This is a genomic window from Gordonia sp. JH63 (genome assembly GCF_009856645.1).
Lineage (GTDB): Bacteria > Actinomycetota > Actinomycetes > Mycobacteriales > Mycobacteriaceae > Gordonia > Gordonia hongkongensis.
The window spans coordinates 4,151,345-4,168,379 of the sequence record NZ_CP047235.1 but is presented as its reverse complement, the minus strand read 5'-3'; the positions used below and the strand labels follow the sequence as shown (position 1 = coordinate 4,168,379).

17 protein-coding genes are annotated in these 17,035 nt (G+C 68.5%); 9 read left to right on the top strand and 8 right to left on the bottom strand.

Annotated features, from left to right (window positions below; translation table 11 throughout):
- Positions 1-17 precede the first annotated feature (17 nt).
- A complete protein-coding gene (locus GR168_RS18445; protein ID WP_065629733.1) occupies positions 18-569 on the bottom strand; it encodes a nuclear transport factor 2 family protein in 552 nt (183 codons plus the stop codon).
- A gap of 105 nt (positions 570-674) precedes the next feature.
- On the opposite strand from GR168_RS18445, the gene GR168_RS18440 reads away from it, so the two are divergent.
- The 3 genes from GR168_RS18440 to GR168_RS18430 all read left to right on the top strand — a co-directional run bounded on the left by GR168_RS18440 (position 675) and on the right by GR168_RS18430 (position 4,912).
- A complete protein-coding gene (locus GR168_RS18440; RefSeq protein WP_159371396.1) occupies positions 675-2,555 on the top strand; it encodes a serine/threonine-protein kinase in 1,881 nt (626 codons plus the stop codon).
- Entirely contained in the window at positions 2,555-3,379 is an 825-nt protein-coding gene (locus GR168_RS18435; protein WP_159371395.1) for a fibronectin type III domain-containing protein, read from the top strand. Before GR168_RS18440 ends, GR168_RS18435 begins: the two co-directional genes overlap by 1 nt.
- A gap of 132 nt (positions 3,380-3,511) precedes the next feature.
- On the top strand, positions 3,512-4,912 hold the full coding sequence (locus GR168_RS18430; protein WP_065629730.1) for a wax ester/triacylglycerol synthase family O-acyltransferase: 1,401 nt from the start codon (positions 3,512-3,514) through the stop codon (positions 4,910-4,912).
- Positions 4,913-5,229: 317 nt separating this feature from the next.
- Here the strand turns inward: GR168_RS18430 and GR168_RS18425 are convergent, their stop codons facing one another.
- From GR168_RS18425 to GR168_RS18410, 4 genes are all read right to left on the bottom strand, one after another.
- On the bottom strand, positions 5,230-7,251 hold the full coding sequence (locus tag GR168_RS18425) for an NAD(+) synthase (RefSeq protein WP_159371394.1): 2,022 nt from the start codon (positions 7,249-7,251) through the stop codon (positions 5,230-5,232).
- 66 nt (positions 7,252-7,317) lie between these two features.
- The gene (gene nadE, locus GR168_RS18420; protein WP_159371393.1) at positions 7,318-8,142 is read right to left on the bottom strand and encodes an ammonia-dependent NAD(+) synthetase; all 825 of its coding nucleotides are present in this window, start codon (positions 8,140-8,142) and stop codon (positions 7,318-7,320) included.
- A gap of 21 nt (positions 8,143-8,163) precedes the next feature.
- Positions 8,164-8,658 (bottom strand): histidine phosphatase family protein, encoded by a 495-nt coding sequence (locus GR168_RS18415; RefSeq protein WP_159371392.1) that lies wholly within the window; start codon positions 8,656-8,658, stop codon positions 8,164-8,166.
- Entirely contained in the window at positions 8,655-8,948 is a 294-nt protein-coding gene (locus GR168_RS18410) for a hypothetical protein (RefSeq protein ID WP_159371391.1), read from the bottom strand. Before GR168_RS18410 ends, GR168_RS18415 begins: the two co-directional genes overlap by 4 nt.
- A gap of 115 nt (positions 8,949-9,063) precedes the next feature.
- On the opposite strand from GR168_RS18410, the gene GR168_RS18405 reads away from it, so the two are divergent.
- Positions 9,064-9,957 (top strand): DMT family transporter, encoded by an 894-nt coding sequence (locus GR168_RS18405; protein ID WP_159371390.1) that lies wholly within the window; start codon positions 9,064-9,066, stop codon positions 9,955-9,957.
- A gap of 25 nt (positions 9,958-9,982) precedes the next feature.
- Here the strand turns inward: GR168_RS18405 and GR168_RS18400 are convergent, their stop codons facing one another.
- On the bottom strand, positions 9,983-10,423 hold the full coding sequence (locus GR168_RS18400) for a flavodoxin domain-containing protein (RefSeq protein ID WP_058253830.1): 441 nt from the start codon (positions 10,421-10,423) through the stop codon (positions 9,983-9,985).
- 158 nt (positions 10,424-10,581) lie between these two features.
- Between GR168_RS18400 and GR168_RS18395 the strand changes: the two genes are divergently transcribed.
- The 4 genes from GR168_RS18395 to GR168_RS18380 all read left to right on the top strand — a co-directional run bounded on the left by GR168_RS18395 (position 10,582) and on the right by GR168_RS18380 (position 15,211).
- Positions 10,582-12,114, top strand: coding sequence for a CoA-acylating methylmalonate-semialdehyde dehydrogenase (locus tag GR168_RS18395; protein ID WP_065629789.1), 1,533 nt, complete (start codon positions 10,582-10,584; stop codon positions 12,112-12,114).
- A 6-nt stretch (positions 12,115-12,120) separates the two neighbouring features.
- Complete coding sequence (locus tag GR168_RS18390; protein ID WP_159371389.1) at positions 12,121-13,296, top strand: acyl-CoA dehydrogenase family protein; 1,176 nt, start codon at positions 12,121-12,123, stop codon at positions 13,294-13,296.
- 41 nt (positions 13,297-13,337) lie between these two features.
- The gene (mmsB, locus tag GR168_RS18385) at positions 13,338-14,207 is read left to right on the top strand and encodes a 3-hydroxyisobutyrate dehydrogenase (RefSeq protein WP_078113642.1); all 870 of its coding nucleotides are present in this window, start codon (positions 13,338-13,340) and stop codon (positions 14,205-14,207) included.
- A 152-nt stretch (positions 14,208-14,359) separates the two neighbouring features.
- Positions 14,360-15,211, top strand: coding sequence for a type IV toxin-antitoxin system AbiEi family antitoxin domain-containing protein (locus GR168_RS18380; RefSeq protein ID WP_238995102.1), 852 nt, complete (start codon positions 14,360-14,362; stop codon positions 15,209-15,211).
- Positions 15,212-15,270: 59 nt separating this feature from the next.
- On the opposite strand, the gene GR168_RS18375 is transcribed toward GR168_RS18380, so the two are convergent.
- Positions 15,271-15,774: a MarR family transcriptional regulator gene (locus GR168_RS18375; RefSeq protein WP_058253826.1), complete on the bottom strand. Its 504-nt coding sequence runs from the start codon at positions 15,772-15,774 to the stop codon at positions 15,271-15,273.
- Between the two features lie 72 nt (positions 15,775-15,846).
- Positions 15,847-16,443 carry a TetR/AcrR family transcriptional regulator gene (locus GR168_RS18370; RefSeq protein WP_068970985.1) on the bottom strand — a complete coding sequence of 199 codons (597 nt, stop codon included), beginning with the start codon at positions 16,441-16,443 and terminating at the stop codon, positions 15,847-15,849.
- Positions 16,444-16,494: 51 nt separating this feature from the next.
- On the opposite strand from GR168_RS18370, the gene GR168_RS18365 reads away from it, so the two are divergent.
- A complete protein-coding gene (locus GR168_RS18365) occupies positions 16,495-16,986 on the top strand; it encodes a DUF4188 domain-containing protein (protein ID WP_068970986.1) in 492 nt (163 codons plus the stop codon).
- Positions 16,987-17,035 lie beyond the last annotated feature (49 nt).

Genomic DNA, 17,035 nt, shown 5'->3' with positions numbered 1-17,035 from the left:
CGCAGGTCGGCAGGCCCTCAACCGGAACGTGGACGCGAGGCGAACATCGCGCCCGTCGTCTCCATCCACGCCGTGGCCGGCTCGTCGATGGTGCCCAGTTCGCGTGCCTTCTCACACCAGCGCATCGCCGCGCGCCCGAACTCCATCGGGTTGTAGACGTCCTCCTCGCGACTCCACCGGCCGTCGCCGGCGTAGGTGAGGATGGTGATGTTGGTGGCGGTGATGTGTGTCGAGTCGCCCGGATCGCGCATCGGGTTGTCGACTTCGCAGATGACCCGGCCGGTCGGCGCGTCGACCACATGCCACAGCGAGGGGAACCCGGTCATGTGACTGCCGGGGAACGACGTCATCGTCCGCCAGATCCAGGTCCGGATCTCCTCGCGGCCGCGCATGGTGCCCAAGGCGTGCTCGATGTAGTCGGCGTCTTCGGTGAACAGTTCGGCATAGCGATCCCAGTCCCGGCTCACGGCGATCTCGGCGACCGTGCGCTGGAACTGTGCGAAGGCCTCGTCGAGCTCTGCCGGGGTGAAGTCGGCGGTCGTCGGGGTCGGGTTCTCGGTGGTTTCCATCGCCGCCGATCGTAGAGTCCGCACCGGTGTGGTCCACCGCGTTTCGCGACAATCGGTACCATTCGTCCCCAGCACAGCCACCGCACACGGATCGGTGAGGACGTCATGTACCAGGTAGGGGACCTGATCGCGGGGTACCGCGTCCTCGACGTGCTCGGACGCGGCGGCATGGGCGAGGTCTACCAAGCCGCGCACCCCCGGCTGCCGCGCGCCGACGCCCTGAAGGTGCTCCGCTCGGTCCATGCCGCGGACCCGGTCTTCCGCGCGCGGTTCGAACGCGAAGCCGACATCGTCGCGCCGCTGCACCATCCCAACATCGTGGCCGTCTACGACCGTGGTGTGTTCGACGAGTTGCTGTGGATCGCGATGGAGTACGTGCCGGGTACCGACGCGGCCCGGATGCTCGCCCGGGAGTCGCCCCTCGACCCCGGTCTCGCGTGCACGATCATCGCCGGAGCGGCGGCGGGTCTGGACGCGGCGCACCGGCGCGGCGTCATGCACCGGGACATCAAGCCGGCCAACATCCTCATCACGCCGGGCGCGGACGGCGCCACCGACAGCGCCCCGGAGGCCGTCAAACTCACCGACTTCGGCATCGCCCAGGTCCTCGACGAGGTGACCCACCTGACCGGTACCGGGATCACCATCGGGACCATGCGCTACGCCTCGCCGGAGCAGATCGAGGGGTTGCGCGTCGACGGCCGGAGCGACATCTATTCTCTCGCTGCCACCGCGTACGAACTCCTCACCGGTGCACCGCCGTTCGATTCGCCGTCGCTGCACGGACTGATGACCGCGCACATGCATCACGAACCCCCGTCGGCGAGCGCTCGCAACCGGGCGTTGCCCGCCGGGGTCGACGCCGTGCTCGCGCGGGCGATCGCCAAGGAGCCGGGTCGTCGTCACCCGACGGCGGGGGAGTTCGCCGCCGCGCTCGCCGATGTCTTCGATTCCCGCGCAACGCTCATCGGCCCGGCGATCAGGCCCGAGCCCCCGGCCGGGACCCCCACCGGGCCCGCACCGGCCGGTCCAAAACCGAGCCCGGGGTTCGGGCGCGTCGGCGCCGGCGTCGCGGGGAGCGCGGGGTACACGCCACCGCCCGTGCAATCGGGACCGTTGCAGACCTGGCCACCCGATGACGATGCGACGCAACCCACTTCGGTCCGTCGGCCTCGCCACCTCGCCGCGATCGGCATCGTGGCGGTGCTCGTCGCCGGGATCCTCGGCACCGGAATCGGTTTCGCACGCATGTCGGCCACCTCCCTGGACACCCCCGACCCCCCGGACGTGAAGGTCACGACCACCGCTGTCGAACTGACCTGGAACGGCGTGGCCGGGGCCACCGACTACGTGGTCACCCAGAACGAGGACGTGATCTATTCCGGGCCCGCCACCGAGTTCACGGCGCCCCGGCCGGTGCCCGGCATGTACACGTATCAGGTCGCCGCGCATGACGGCGGCCGGGTGTCGGACTTCTCCCGGAACTCCGAACAGGTCGATGTCTTCATGACATGGGGCGAGTTGCAGCCCATCGCCGACCTGTACCACGACCTGATCCCGGCCACGCCGTTGAGCACCAACGGCTTCGACGCGATGCGCTGCTGGGGCGAGGACGGCGATCTCGCGTTCTCGTCGAGCAAACGCACCGTGTCGTGTACCCGCGACGCCGACGCCGCGACCGGCGACGACAGCGGGCGGCCGTCGGACCCGGGTGTGGCGGCGTATCAGGTGATCGTCGACACCTACGAGACCCCGGAGGAAGCGGTCGCGGCGGCGAAGGTGACCGCCCACGACCTGCGCGGCGTCGACTACACCACCGCGCAGGGGCATACCGGCACCCTGTACCTGTCGGACAAGCAGCGGGATCAGGGGCAGGCGATTCTCACCTTCGACGACGGCGACCATGCCCGCTCGGTGGTGTGGGTGGTCGTCCCGGGTGAGCCCGCCGCCGCAGCCGGCGACGTGCTGAGAAGGCTGCCGATCTGATGACCTCGCCGACACCCTCGACATCCCCCATCACGACACGCCGTTTCGAGTCGGGGCCGTGGCTGATCGGGCTGATCGTGCTCGTCGCCGCAGTGGTCGCTGTCGGCGGCTTCGTCGTGGTCCGGTCGGTGACCGCGCCCGACGCGCCGGACACCCCCGGCGGCCTGACCCTGCAGGCGCGACCGGGACGGGTGGTCGCGTCGTGGGACCCGGTCGCCGGGGCGTCGGCCTATCAGCTGCTTCGCGGCGACGGCTACGTCGTCCACCAGGGACCCGAGACCTCCGCCGAGGACGTGAGTGTGCCTGCCGGAGAACATGATTACCGGGTCATCGCGATCCGCGCGGGTGTGTACTCCGAGCCCGGGCCCGTGCAGCGGGTCCGGACGGGCGCGAGCTGGGGGGAGTTCGCGCCGCTGGTGGCGCAGTTCCCCGAGTTGCTCCCGCAGGCCCCCGACACCGCGGCGCAGTGGATGAACACCGAGTGCATCCGCCGATACTCGGGCGGACGGGACGAGGTCGGGCCGTCGGAGACCGGAGCGGGTCAGGTGCGCACCGTGTTCGTCGTCCGATGTGCCGCGGGCTCGGTCGATCGCCCCTTCGGGGTGTTCTGGTTCGCGTCCCGAGATGCGCTGAACGCGGAGTACTCACGTTCCTCGGAGACGTCGCGGCCGGTGCGGTGGCGGCACGGAACTGGATTGATCGACGAGAACGGACGCGGGGTCTTCAAGATCACCGACGACCCGTCGCGCGAGCTGGCCATGATCGTCGTTCTCGAAACGGATGGACAGGACATTCTGGACATGGTCGACTCGCTGCCGCTCTGAGCCGGGATCATCTGGCATCTCGACGCCGTCACGGCTGTGCCGGAACCGACCCCGCCGGGGTCGTCGCGTGCGGCATGATGGCGTGGGGCGCCCACGGGGTCGGGTGCCCGACGTCGAGGGAAGGCGAATCCCATGCAGCGCTTGAGCGGACTGGACGCATCGTTTCTCTACCTCGAGACACGCTCGCAACTGATGCATGTCATCGGTCTGTTCGAGATCGATCCGAGCACCATGCCGGGCGGCTACCGCTTCGACAAGCTCCGCGCCGAGATGGAGCGACGCATCGCTGCCATACCCGCGTTCCGGCGGAAACTCGACAACTCGTTGTTCAACATCGACCACCCGGTGTGGATCGAGGATGACGACTTCGACATCGAGCGGCACGTGCACCGGGTCGGCGTGCCGGCCCCCGGCGGCGCCGGTGAGGTCGCCGAACTGTGCGGTCACCTGGCCGGACAGACGCTCGACCGCGGCAAGCCGCTGTGGGAGCTGTGGATCATCGAGGGGCTCGCCGACGGCCGGGTCTGCGCGATGCTGCGCATGCACCACGCCGGGACCGACGGTGTGACCGGCGCCGAGATGCTCGCCCAGATGTGCACGCTCACGCCCGAACCGCCGGATCTCGACGCCGAGAAGGTGGGGGAGTCGGCCGGCCCGTCGTCGCGCGTCGCGATGGCCGCGGGCGGCGCGGTCAACTACTTCGTGCAGCGGCCCCTCGCCATGGCCAAACTGCTCCCCCGCACGTTGAGCGTGCCCGTCGGCTGGTTCCGTCGGGCACAACAGGATTCGGCGATGCCCGCACCCTTCCGTGCCCCACGGACCCGGTTCAACGCGCCCATCACACCGCACCGCAGCATCGCCGTCACCCAGCTCTCGCTCGACGATGTGAAGCGAGTGAAAGACCACTTCGAGGTAAAGCTCAACGACGTCGTGCTCGCGATGGTCGGCGGGGCACTGCGCACCTACCTGCTCGGCCACGACGAGCTCCCCGATCGTCCGCTGGTGGGGATGGTCCCCGTCTCGGTGCACGGCGCCGACGAGAAGGACCTCGTCGTCGAGGGCACCAACAAGGTGACCGGCATGTTCACCCTGCTGTCCTCCGACGAGCCCGACCCGGTCGCGCGGCTGCGCAAGCAGGCCGAGCTGAGCCGGACCTCGAAGGAGCACCACGCCGAGATCGACGCGAACATCCTGCGGTCCTGGGCGCAGTTCGCTCCCGGTACGACTCTGTCCACCGCGATGAAGATCTACGGCGACCGCAACTGGGCGTCGGCGCATCCGCCGGTGTTCAACGTCCTGGTGTCCAACGTCGCCGGCCCGGATTTCCCGCTGTACTTCCTCGGCGCGCGCGTGACCGGCGTGTACCCGCTGGGCCCGATCATGCACGGCCTGGGACTGAACATCACGGTCTTTTCCGCCGACGGCAACCTCAACATCGGCATCGTCGGCTGCACCGATCAGACCCCGGACCCGTGGGCCATCGCGAACGCCTTCGACGACGAGATCAAGCAGCTGCTGGCCGCCTGCGACTGAGGCGAGAGAACCGCATGACCCCTGGTCACGTGTGTTCTCCGAGGAGCGGCCGGAGCTTGCGGAGGGCGCGACCACCCTGCTCGCTAACCCGAAAGAACGACATAACCATTGCTCCCTGAGGTGCGAGGAGCGCCAGCGACGAGCCACGAAGGGCCTGGTGAGACAGGTTGCGGAGCCCTTCGTGGCTCGCTTCGCTCGCACCTCAGGGAGCAGAGATGTGGACGCTCAAGAGTGTTCTGTCGTAGTCCACGACGGCCGCCTGGCCGCAGGTACTGAGGAGCGGCCGGAGCTTGCGCAGGGCGCGACCACCCGCCGCACTAGCCCCCGGCGAGCTGGTCCAGCCAGACCCGCGCCGACGCATCCGAGGGTGAACGCCAGTCGCCGCGCGGGGACAGCGACCCGCCCGATCCGATCTTGGGGCCGTTGGGCATCGCCGAGCGCTTGAACTGGTTGCCCATGAACCGCTTCAGGAACACCGCGAGCCAGTGCTCGATGGTCGCGGTGTCGTACTCGTTGCGCTTGTCCTCGGTCAGCAGATCCGACCACGGGCCACGGCTGCGGTCGCCCCACGCCTGGCGCGCGAGATAGGCGATCTTGCTCGGGCGGTAGCCGAAGCGCGTCAGGTGATAGAGGAAGAAATCGTGCAGCTCGTAGGGGCCGACGGTGTCCTCGGTGCTCTGGATCCGGCCGTCGTCGCCGGCGGGCACGAGTTCGGGGGAGATGACGTCGTCGAGGATCTCGACCAGCGTCTCGGTGGTCTCGGCGGTGTGGTGCCCGCTGGTGATCATCCACCGGATCAGGTGCTGGATCAGGGTTTTCGGCACCGACCCGTTGACGTTGTAGTGCGACATCTGGTCGCCGACGCCGTAGGTGCACCATCCGAGCGCGAGTTCGGAGAGGTCGCCGGTCCCGAGCACGATGGCGCCGTTGGCGTTCGCGAGCCGGAACAGGTGTGAGGTCCGCTCACCGGCCTGCACGTTCTCGAAGGTGACGTCGTAGACCTTCTCGCCGCGCGCGTACGGATGGTCGAGGTCGGCGAGCATCTGCTCGCAGGACGGCCGGATGTCGATCTCCGCGCCGCTCACCCCGAGCGAGTTCATGAGTGCGTGGGCGCGCCGCAGCGTCGGGCCGCCGGTCGCGAAGCCGGGCATCGTGTAACCGAGGATGTTGGTGCGCGGCAACCCGAGCCGGTCGAAGGTGTCGACTGCGACCAGGAGCGCGAGTGTCGAGTCCAGGCCGCCGGACACCCCGATGACGATCTTCTCCAGACCCGTCGAGCGTAGTCGCTGGGCCAAGCCCTGCACCTGGATGGAGCGGACCTCCGCGCAGCGTTCGTCGCGGTCGGCGGAATCCGCTGGGACATAGGGGAATCGGGGGACCACCCGCCGGACGACATCGTCGTCGGGCAGGTCTCCGAAGTCGAAACCTATGCGACGCAACGACTTCAACCGGTCGGAGTGATCGCCGACCTGGTCCCGGAGGCTGATCATCCGCATGCGTTCCTGCCGCAGGCGGTCGAGATCGATGTCGGCGGTGATGATCTGGTCGGTCGTCGCGAACTGTTCACTGCGGGCGAGGAGCGAACCGTTTTCGGTGATGAGGGCATCGCCGTCCCAGGCGAGGTCGGTGGTCGACTCTCCGTACCCGGCAGCGACGTACACGTGGGCCGAGATGGTCCGCGCGGAATGCCCGGTGCACAGGTTGGTGCGGTAGCTCTCCTTGCCGATGGTGACCGGGCTGCCCGACAGGTTGGCCAGCACGGTCGCGCCGCCGAGAGCCGCCCACGTACTCGGTGGGATCGCCACCCAGCCGTCTTCGCAGATCTCGACGAACAGTGCGAAACCCGGCAGATCGCGGGCCTCGAAGACGAGATCGGCACCGAACGGGACCTCGTCGTCGCCGATCCGCACGGTCGTGGGGACCGCGTCGCGCGCCGCGGCGAAGAAGCGCTGCTCGTAGAACTCGCGGTAGTTCGGCAGGTACGACTTCGGGACCACCCCCAGGACCGCGCCGTCGTGGATCACGGCGGCGCAGTTGTACAGGCCGTCACCCACGCGCATCGGCAGTCCGACGCAGAGAACCGGCTTGAGTCCGGCACTGGCGGCCACGATGTCGTCGAGTGCGGCGCGGCAACCGTCGAGGAGGGCGTCCTGGTGGAAGAGGTCGTCGACGCTGTACCCGCACAGCCCGAGTTCGGGGAAGACGACCAGGCAGACGCCGTCGTCAGCGGCCTGCGTCGCGAGTTCGACGGTGCGCGCGGCGTTGACCGCGGGTTCGGCGAGCGTCAGGACGGGTACGGCTCCGGCGACGCGGGCGAATCCGTTTGCGTAGACAGACACTCCGACACCCTAATCGCGGACAGGCCGTCGTGCGGGGTCCGCCGAACGCGCCGGCCGGGTGCAGCGCTAGGACCGCCACCACGTGTCGTCGACCTCGACGGGGGTGGTGCGCTTGTGCCGGTTGCGGTGCCAGGCGGCCTCGATCTTCTCCGCCGCGTCCTCGGGGATCTCGCGCCCCTCGAGGTAGTCGTCGATGTCGTCGTAGCGCAGGCCGAGTTCGTCCTCGTCGGTCTGTCCGGCCTTCTCGTCCAGCAGGTCGGCGGTCGGGACCTTTTCCCACAGCTGCTGCGGTGCATCCAGGTGGCGCAGGAGGGCACGCCCCTGCCGCTTGTTCAGGCCGGAGAGCGGCAGCACGTCGGCCGCACCGTCGCCGTGTTTGGTGAAGAAGCCGGTGACGTTCTCGGACGCATGGTCGGAGCCGATCACCAGCAACCCGCGGTCACCGGCGAGGGCGTACTGCGCGACCATGCGGTGCCGCGCCTTGGCGTTGCCCTTGGTGAAGTCGGTGAGCCGGGTGCCGGTGGCCTGTTCGATCTCGTCGTCGAGGGCATCCACGCCGGGTGCCACGTTGATTGTCACGACCTCGTCGGCGCCGATGAACTCGAGGGCCGCGGCCGCGTCGTCCTCGTCGTGCTGTACGCGGTAGGGCAGCCGCACGCCCATGAAGGTCGCGTCACCGCCGTCGGACCGGATGCGTTCGGCGGCGAGCTGGGCGAGCTTCCCGGCCAGGCTGGAGTCGACGCCGCCGGAGATGCCGAGTACGTAACCCTTGGCACCCGTGGCGCGGAGGTAGTCGACGAGGAATCCGACCCGCCGCTCCGCCTCCTCGCCGGGATCGATCGAGGGCTTCACGGCGAGGGCGTCGATGATGGTTCGCTGGATCTCACGCATGGTCCCAGTGTGCGCCATCGGTCACCCCTCGCGTGGGATCCGCACGCCGACGAGGTGGGCTTCGGGGTCCGGGGCCATCCCGATCCGGTCCCACTCGTGGGAGATGCCGACGACCGCATAAGCCGAGGTGGGAAAGCGTTCGATGTACCCGTGCGGATCGAGCGCCAGTGCGGTCGACGGCATCCCGGGCTCGTGGCCGACGACGAGGATCGTCCGCGCGTCGGCGGGCGCGTGGATGCGGATGGCCTCCAGGATCTCCTCGGGCGCGCCGCCGTAGATGTCCTCGACGAAGGTCACGGGTGCATCGATGCCGGTTCGGGCGAGCGTCTGACGCGTTCGCGTCGAAGTCGAGCACAGCACCGCGGCGATCCGCAGGCCCTCATCGGCCATCCAGCGCCCGGCGAGGGCGGCCTGCCGATCGCCGCGCTCGGCCAGCGGACGGTCGTGGTCGGGCGTCGCGGGCGGATAACCCGACTTGCCGTGCCGCATCAGGACCAGCGTGCGGGTCCGGCTCATGCGGCGCCGTGCCGGCCGCGGCCCCGGGCGTGAGATTCGGACCCCGACTCGGACTCGATCATCCGCAGGACGCGCACGGTCGCGCGCCAGGCTGCGGCCTCCTGGCGGAGGTAGGCCGCGTGCTCGTCGTGACCGCGGGCCTCGGCCTCGTCGGCGGCGACATCGAACTCCAGGTACTCGTCCACGGCACAGTCGATGAGCTCACCCACCGAGGTGCAGTCGGTGCAGGCCACCTCGATCGCGGCGGCGTCGAGGGTGGCCAGTCGTTCCAGATCTGACCGATAACGCATGGGTTCGAATCTACGTTGTCCGGGCAGGCAGTAGGTGTTACGACACCGTCGATGTCGCCCGGGACGACCCCGGCCGGGACCGCGACCGCGGCTCACCGCCGTTACCCTGGGGATCGTGCACACCTGGGTACCCGCGCTCCTCGCGGTGCTGGCCGCGTTGATGATCGCCGCCGGTACCGTGTTGCGTCAGCGCGCCTCCCGGGTCAACGGTGCGATCACCCCGGGATGGTGGGCCGGAGCGGCGATCGCGCTGTGCGGCTTCGGTTTGCAGGCCTCGGCACTCGGACTCGGCTCGATCCTCCTCGTGCAACCCCTCGTCGTCCTCGCCGTGCTGTTCGCCCTTCCGCTCGAGGCGTGGGCCGATCACCGACATCCGGCCCGCATCGAGTGGGCCTGGGGCGGGGTTCTCGTCGCGTGCGTGGTGACGTTCCTGATCGTGGCGCGTCCCGAACCGTCGATGCGACGCCCCGATGCTCTCCTGCTGTGGGGCACCGTGGGAGCGGTCATCGGCGTCGTGGTCGCGCTGGTGATCCTCGCCCACCGCTCGAGTCCGCACTACAAGGCACTGTTCTACGGGCTCGTCGCCGGCATCCTGTTCGGCGTGTCGGCGTTGCTGGTGAAGACCGTGATCTACCAGATCACGCACCACTTCTGGCGTACCTTCGTCCACCCCGAGATCTATCTCTTCGTGCTGGTGGTGGTCTGCGCCATCCTCGCCCAGCAGATGGGGTTCGGGGCCGGTGATCTGCAGACGTCGTTCCCATCGATGACCGTCGCCGAGCCCGCCGTCGCGATGGTGCTCGGTGTGCTGCTGCTCGGTGAGAACCTGAAGGTGTCGGTACCGACCGCGCTGTTCCTGGGGATCGTGCTCGCGATCATGGTGCGCGCCGTATGCGAACTCGCGAAGCTGTCGGCCGTGCGCGGATACGAGCAGGCCGTGGCGGCGGAGGAGTCCGCCGCAGCCGACGCGGGCCCGGCGGCGGGCGCGACGTCGCGACCAGCGGGTTGACCGGCCGCGTCGACGTCAGGCGTGCTCAGATCTCCTGGGAGATTCCCTCGGCCCACTCGGCGGCCTGTTTCGCCGGCTTGATGGGCGAGGAGTTGTCGTGGCGGGCGTGCTCGCCGACCTGGACCGCGCCGCGCTTGGTGAGCATCTCGGCGACGATCTCGCCGCCGCGGTTGAACGTGTCGTAGATCGAGTCCCCGAGACCGAAGACCGCGAAGCGGAGACCGGTGAGGTCCGGGTTCACGCTCTCGAGTTCGTCGGCGAAGGGCTCGGCACCGGTCGGCAGCTCGCCTTCGCCGTAGGTCGAGCACACGATGACGAGGAAGTCCTCGGGGTCGAGGTCCTCGACCGCGTACTCGCTCATGTCGTAGATCGACGGATCGTGGTCGGCGGCCAGCGTGTCGGCGATGGCGTCGGCGACGAGCTCACCGTTCCCGGTTTCGGTTCCGTAGAGGATGACGACCGACATGTGAACTCCTCTCGACGTCGGCGTTTTCGCTAAGCGAGGGTAGCCTAACCGGCTCGTCGGCGCGAAATCGCTGGTGGCGAGGGGTTGGAAGAAATACTTGGATGTCCTACTATATGGTGATACCGGCCATACCCCCAACGAAGTCGAAGGTGATCTCCGTGTCCGCTCCTGCTGTCTCCTCGATCCCGCACTACCTGAACGGCAAGCGCGTCACCGCCGAGGGCGGTCGCTTCGCCGACGTCTTCAATCCGAGCACCGGCGCCGTGCAGTCCCAGGTTCCGCTGGCGTCCACCGACGAGGTCGCCGCCGCAATCGCGACCGCATCGGCCGCGCAGAAGGAGTGGGCCGCCTGGAACCCGCAGCGCCGCGCCCGTGTCCTCATGCGGTTCGTCGACCTGGTGAACAAGAACGCCGACGAGCTCGCGACCACGCTGTCGCTCGAGCACGGCAAGACCCACGCCGACGCGCTCGGCGACATCCAGCGCGGCGTCGAGGTGATCGAGTTCGCGATCGGCATCCCGCACCTCATCAAGGGTGAGTTCACCGCGGGTGCCGGCGGCGGCATCGACGTGCACTCCATCCGTCAGCCGCTCGGGGTCGTCGCGGGCATCACCCCGTTCAACTTCCCGGCGATGATCCCGCTCTGGAAGGCCGGGCCCGCGCTCGCGTGCGGCAACGCCTTCATCCTCAAGCCCAGCGAGCGCGATCCGTCCGTGCCGGTGCGTCTCGCCGAGCTGTTCACCGAAGCCGGCCTGCCCGACGGCGTGTTCCAGGTCGTCCACGGCGACAAGGAAGCGGTCGACGCGCTGCTGACCCACCCGGACGTCAAGGCGCTCGGCTTCGTCGGCAGCTCCGACATCGCGCAGTACATCTACTCGACTGCGGCCGCCCACGGGAAGCGCTCACAGTGCTTCGGTGGCGCCAAGAACCACGCGATCATCATGCCCGACGCCAACCTCGACCAGGTCGTCGACGCGCTGATCGGTGCGGGCTACGGCAGCGCCGGTGAGCGCTGCATGGCGATCAGCGTCGCGGTCCCGGTCGGCGAGCAGACCGCAGACCGGTTGCGCGCCAAGCTGATCGACCGGGTCAACGCACTGCGCGTCGGTCACAGCCTGGACCCCAAGGCCGACTACGGCCCCCTGGTCACCGCCGCCGCCCTCGAGCGGGTCCGCGGGTTCATCGACAAGGGTGCCGAGGAGGGTGCCGAGGTCGTCATCGACGGACGTGAGCGCGCCAACAACGAGCAGACCTTCGGCGACGAGGACATCTCGAAGGGCTTCTTCATCGGCCCGACCCTGTTCGACCACGTCACCAAGGACATGACCATCTACACCGAGGAGATCTTCGGACCGGTCCTGTCGATCGTGCGTGCCGGCGACTACGAGGAGGCCCTCGCGCTGGCGTCGGACCACCAGTACGGCAACGGTGTCGCGATCTTCACCCAGGACGGCGACGCCGCCCGCGACTTCACGGCCCGCGTCGACGTCGGCATGGTCGGCGTGAACGTGCCGATCCCGGTTCCGGTGGCGTACTACACCTTCGGCGGATGGAAGCGCTCGGGCTTCGGCGACCTCAACCAGCACGGCCCGGCGTCGATCCAGTTCTACACCAAGACCAAGACGGTCACGACGCGGTGGCCGTCGGGCATCAAGGACGGCGCCGAGTTCGTCATCCCGACGATGGACTGATCGGCGTTGACGACTTTCGCCGACGCCGCACTCGCCCGGCTCGACGGTGACGAACGTGTCATCGTCGAGACCGCGGCGGGTTTCGCGGCCAAGAAACTGGCGCCGTTCGCGCTCGAATGGGATGCCACGAACCACTTCCCGGTCGACGAGTTGCGTGAGGCGTCGGAACTCGGGATGGGTGCCATCTACTGTTCGGAGGACGCCGGCGGCAGTGGCCTGCGGCGCCTCGACGGGGTGCGCATCTTCGAGCAACTGGCGTACGCCGATCCGGCCGTCGCGTCGTTCCTGTCCATCCACAACATGTGCACGTGGATGGTCGACGAGTACGGCACCGACGAACAACGTTCGACGTGGGTGCCGCGCCTGGCGACGATGGAGACGGTCGCGAGTTACTGCCTGACCGAGCCGGGTGCCGGCTCCGACGCGGCGGCGCTCGCCACGCGTGCCGAGCGGTCCGGCGACGAGTACGTGCTCACCGGGGTCAAACAGTTCATCTCCGGGGCCGGGTCGTCGGACCTCTACGTCATCATGGCGCGCACCGGTGACGCCGGACCCAAGGGCATCTCCACGTTCTTGGTCGAGAAGGATTCGCCCGGACTGAGTTTCGGTGCGCAGGAGCACAAGATGGGCTGGCATGCGCAGCCCACCGCCCAGGTCATCCTCGACGAGGTGCGGGTGCCCGCGGGCAACCTCCTCGGCGGCACCGAGGGCATCGGGTTCGGCATCGCGATGAACGGCCTGAACGGCGGCCGCATCAACATCGCGGCGTCGTCGCTCGGTGGGGCGCAAGCCGCCTTCGACAAGGCGGCGGCCTATGTCGCGAGTCGCCGCGCGTTCGGCAACGCGCTCATCGACGAGCCGACCATCCGGTTCACCCTCGCCGACATGGCCACCTCGCTGCAGGCGTCCCGGCTCATGTTGTGGCAGGCGGCGACGGCGCTCGACGATGGCGCGTCCGACAAGGTCGAACAGTGCGCGATGGCGAAGCGTTTCGTCACCGACACCTGCTACGAGGTCGCCGACCAGGCGCTACAGCTGCACGGCGGATACGGGTATCTCACCGAGTACGGAATCGAGAAAATCGTCCGCGACCTCCGTGTGCACCGCATCCTGGAGGGGACCAACGAGATCATGCGGGTCGTGCTCGGCCGCTCGATCGCGACCCGCTACCGGGACAGCTGACACTTCGCTTTAGACAACCACTTTCGTAGGAAGCAGAGACAATGACGACGATCGCCTTCCTCGGCCTCGGCAACATGGGTGGCCCGATGGCCGCCAATCTAGTGAAAGCCGGTCACACCGTCCGCGGTTTCGATCCGGTACCCGAGGCGGTGAAGACCGCGCAGGACAACGGCATCGCGACCTTCCCGGCCGCCATCGAGGCCGTGTCCGCCGCCGAGGTCGTGGTGACGATGCTGCCCAACGGCGGCATCGTGAAGAAGCTGTATGACGAGATCCTGCCGGCAACACCAACCGGAGCCCTGTTCATCGACTCGTCGACGATCTCGGTCGACGACGCGCGGGACATCCACCAGCGCGCCACCGAGCACGGCTTCGCACAGGTCGACGCCCCGGTCTCGGGCGGGGTGAAGGGTGCCGTCGCCGGCACCCTGGCGTTCATGGTCGGCGGCGAGGACGAGGCCTTCGCCGCAGCGCGCACGACCCTGGATCCGATGGCGGGCAAGATCATCCACTGCGGTGCCGCGGGTGCCGGCCAGGCCGCCAAGGTGTGCAACAACATGGTGCTCGCCGTCCAGCAGATCGCGGTGGGGGAGGCCTTCGTGCTCGCCCAGAAGCTGGGCCTCGACGACCAGGCGCTCTACGACGTGATCACCGGCGCCACCGGCAACTGCTGGGCTGTCGAGACCAACTGCCCCGTTCCCGGGCCGGTCCCGACCTCGCCGGCGAACAACGACTTCAAGCCGGGCTTCGCGACCGCCCTGATGAACAAGGACCTCGGTCTTGCGATGGACGCCGTCGCCAGCACCGGCGCCCGTGCGCCGTTGGGCACCCACGCCGCACAGCTCTACCGCGGCTTCGCCGAACAGCACGCGGACCTCGACTTCAGCGCGATCATCACGTCGCTGCACTAGTCGTTCGCCGACCTCACGAGATCCCGTTGCGTTGGTTCCCGGTTTCCGGGACGGAACGCAACGGGATTTCTGCTAGCAGCGAGCAGTACGGCAGGGTGCAACCGTAGCGGGCGCCCGTGCGTCCAAGTCGGGTGAACGAACTCGATGTGTTGATCAGTACCCATGACGGCGTCGTCTCCACGCACGAGGCGACCGCGAAGGGTGTGAGCCGGTCGGCGATCGGCCGCAGGCTGGATTCTGGTGCGTGGGTCGCGGTGGCTCGCGGCGTGTACCTGGTTGCGGGACACCACCGATCGGCGCGGGCACAGGCACGGATTGCGGTGCTTTCGGTGGGTCGTGAGGCTGTTCTCGGTGGAGTGGCCGCGGCGTGGTGGCTGGGTCTTCATCCGAAGGAACCGCGAAAGCACCTGGTGTTCACGGCGTCGCGCGGGCGTCATGCCCGGTCGTCGGCGACGGCGGTGGTGCGCCATCGCGATCTGGCAGAGGTAGATGTGACGACACACGACGGTTTGCGTGTCACGACTGCCGGGCTGACCGTCCTCGATGCGTCCGCCGACCTGGGCGTCACCGTGATCGATGCGGCGCTGTTGTCGGGCGCGGTGAAGCGGGCCGACCTCGGCGACGCGCATGCGCGGTATCCGAAGCGACACGGCGCGCCCGCGGTGGCGCACTACCTCGAGCTCGTCGACGATGGTGCGCGGTCGGAAGCTGAGCGGGTCGTGGTGGGGCTGTTCCGCGAGGCGGGTGTCGACGGCTGGACGGCCAACCTCGCGATGTGTGGCTACGTCATCGATTTCGCCTTCACGGCAGCGAGGCTCGCGGTCGAGATCGACGGGTTCGGATTCCATCGGGACGTCGAGACGTTTCAGCGAGACCGCACGAAACGCAACGCGCTCGTCGCTGCCGGCTGGACCGTTCTGAACTTCACCTGGGCGGACCTCATCGAGCGTCCTGAACAGTTCGTCAGCGCGGTCACTGATGCCCTGTCGCGACTCGCGAGCTGATCGGATTGCGTTGTGTCCCGCTTTCCGGGATCAACCGCAACCCGATCGGGGATGAAACGTCAGAAGTCCCCGTTGTGCTTGCGAAGCGACTGGATGGCGCCGACGAGGCCGGTCATCTCGTCGTCGGACATGCCGACGTTGCCGAACACCTCGCGGTTGAGGGTCTCCGTGGCGTCGCCCACCGTCTTGCGGCCGAGGTCGGTGATCTCGACGAGCGTGGTACGTCCATCGGTGGGGTGCGGGACGCGGCGGACGAGCCCGCCCTCCTCGAGGCGACGGATCGCGTGGGTCACGCTGGTCACGTGGACCTGGAGCCGATCACTGGCCTTGGTGATCGGCAGGGACCCCTGACGCGAGAACGCCAGCAGGCGGAGCAGTTCGAAGCGGGAGAAGCTGAGATCGAACGGACGCAGGGCGGCCTCGACACGGGCGAGCAGGATCTGATGGGCGCGCATCACCGACGTCACCGCGACCATGCCGTCGGCCACCTCGCCCCACCCCGCCTGGGTCCAGTTCTCCCGTGCTTCGGCGATGGGGTCGAAATCCATGCTGCGCCCTGCCATACCGACACCCTAGTGGGGTGTCTCCGAAGGAGGCGAGACGTACCGACGGTGCGCGTGCCCTCGTCCGGCCGGTCAGGCACCAGGAGTTCGCCATCCGTCGATGATGGCCGTCGCCGCGGCCATCGGGTCGGCGCCGGCCGGGTAGTTGCCGGACAGGAGCAGCGTCGCGGTCCCGTGCACCTGTGCCCACAACGATGCGACGACGGTGTCGATGTCCGCGGTGCGGAGTGCGCCCGAGGAGATGGCTCGCTCGACTCCCTCGCGCAACGGCGTGATCGCACGGGTCGCGGCCGAGCGGGTCTCCTCGGTGCGCTCGACCCCGGCGAGCACGTCCCCGAACATCAGCTCGTAGAGGCGCGGATTCTCGAGCGCCCACCCGACGTAGGCGACCCCCAGGCCGGCGAGCGTCGCCGGGTCGGTTGCGGCGACGCTCGCGGAGCGCTGGGCCCGCGCGAACGAATCGAAGGCCCGCACCAGGATCGCGCGGGACAGGCCCTCCTTGTTGCCGAACAGCGAGTAGACGGCGGTGGTGGAAGTGTCGGCGGCGCGAGCGACCTCCCGCACCGACAGCGCACCGATGCCGTCGGCGGCCACCATGCGAACCGCCTCGTCGAGGAGCCGGACACGGACGTCTTCGGTGTGGGATCGGGGTCTTGCCATGTCCGCAATCGTTTCATAACATCGTTTCGTAACAACGTTACAAAATGTCCTGGAGGTCTCATGTCCGCTCGCCGAGCCGCCCGCATGACCAACGACGCCCCGCCGCCGGGCACGACGGTGTTCTTGATCGGGATGCGGGTGACGCGACCCTGGCGGGTACGCGCCTGGTTACCGGTGCTTACGTCGATGTCCCGGATGCTGATCCACCTCCGGCGCCGACCGGATGCGGGCATGCTCGACGCGCGCCTCTATCTGGGCGGTTCGCCGATGGTGTTGTCGTACTGGCGCAGCGCCGAGGATCTCCGACGGTTCGCGTCCGACCCCGACGCCCCGCATCTGTCCATGTGGCGGTGGTTCAATCGCGAGCTCGCCGACACCGACTCGGTCGGGATCTGGCACGAGACCTACGTCATCGGCGAACACGAGACCATCTCGAGCGGGATGCCCCCGCAGGGCCTGGCCCGGGCGGTCGGGTGGCACCCCGTGGGGCCGGGAACCGCAACCGCCTCGGCTCGGTTGACGCGCAACCGGCCGGCCCCGCAACGTGGCTGACCCAGGGCAGTTGCGTTCGCTCTTTCTCATTCATCAGTCGTGTCGTCTC

Excerpts from the sequence above, each read along its gene's own strand:
- GR168_RS18440 (WP_159371396.1), top strand. The coding sequence starts at position 675 with ATGTACCAGGTAGGGGACCTGATCGCGGGGTACCGCGTCCTCGACGTG.
- GR168_RS18415 (WP_159371392.1), bottom strand. The coding sequence starts at position 8,658 with ATGAGCCGGACCCGCACGCTGGTCCTGATGCGGCACGGCAAGTCGGGT.
- GR168_RS18365 (WP_068970986.1), top strand. The coding sequence starts at position 16,495 with ATGTCCGCTCGCCGAGCCGCCCGCATGACCAACGACGCCCCGCCGCCG.
- GR168_RS18400 (WP_058253830.1), bottom strand. The coding sequence starts at position 10,423 with ATGTCGGTCGTCATCCTCTACGGAACCGAAACCGGGAACGGTGAGCTC.
- mmsB (WP_078113642.1), top strand. The coding sequence starts at position 13,338 with ATGACGACGATCGCCTTCCTCGGCCTCGGCAACATGGGTGGCCCGATG.
- GR168_RS18430 (WP_065629730.1), top strand. The coding sequence starts at position 3,512 with ATGCAGCGCTTGAGCGGACTGGACGCATCGTTTCTCTACCTCGAGACA.
- nadE (WP_159371393.1), bottom strand. The coding sequence starts at position 8,142 with ATGCGTGAGATCCAGCGAACCATCATCGACGCCCTCGCCGTGAAGCCC.
- GR168_RS18435 (WP_159371395.1), top strand. The coding sequence starts at position 2,555 with ATGACCTCGCCGACACCCTCGACATCCCCCATCACGACACGCCGTTTC.
- GR168_RS18410 (WP_159371391.1), bottom strand. The coding sequence starts at position 8,948 with ATGCGTTATCGGTCAGATCTGGAACGACTGGCCACCCTCGACGCCGCC.
- GR168_RS18375 (WP_058253826.1), bottom strand. The coding sequence starts at position 15,774 with ATGGCAGGGCGCAGCATGGATTTCGACCCCATCGCCGAAGCACGGGAG.
- GR168_RS18445 (WP_065629733.1), bottom strand. The coding sequence starts at position 569 with ATGGAAACCACCGAGAACCCGACCCCGACGACCGCCGACTTCACCCCG.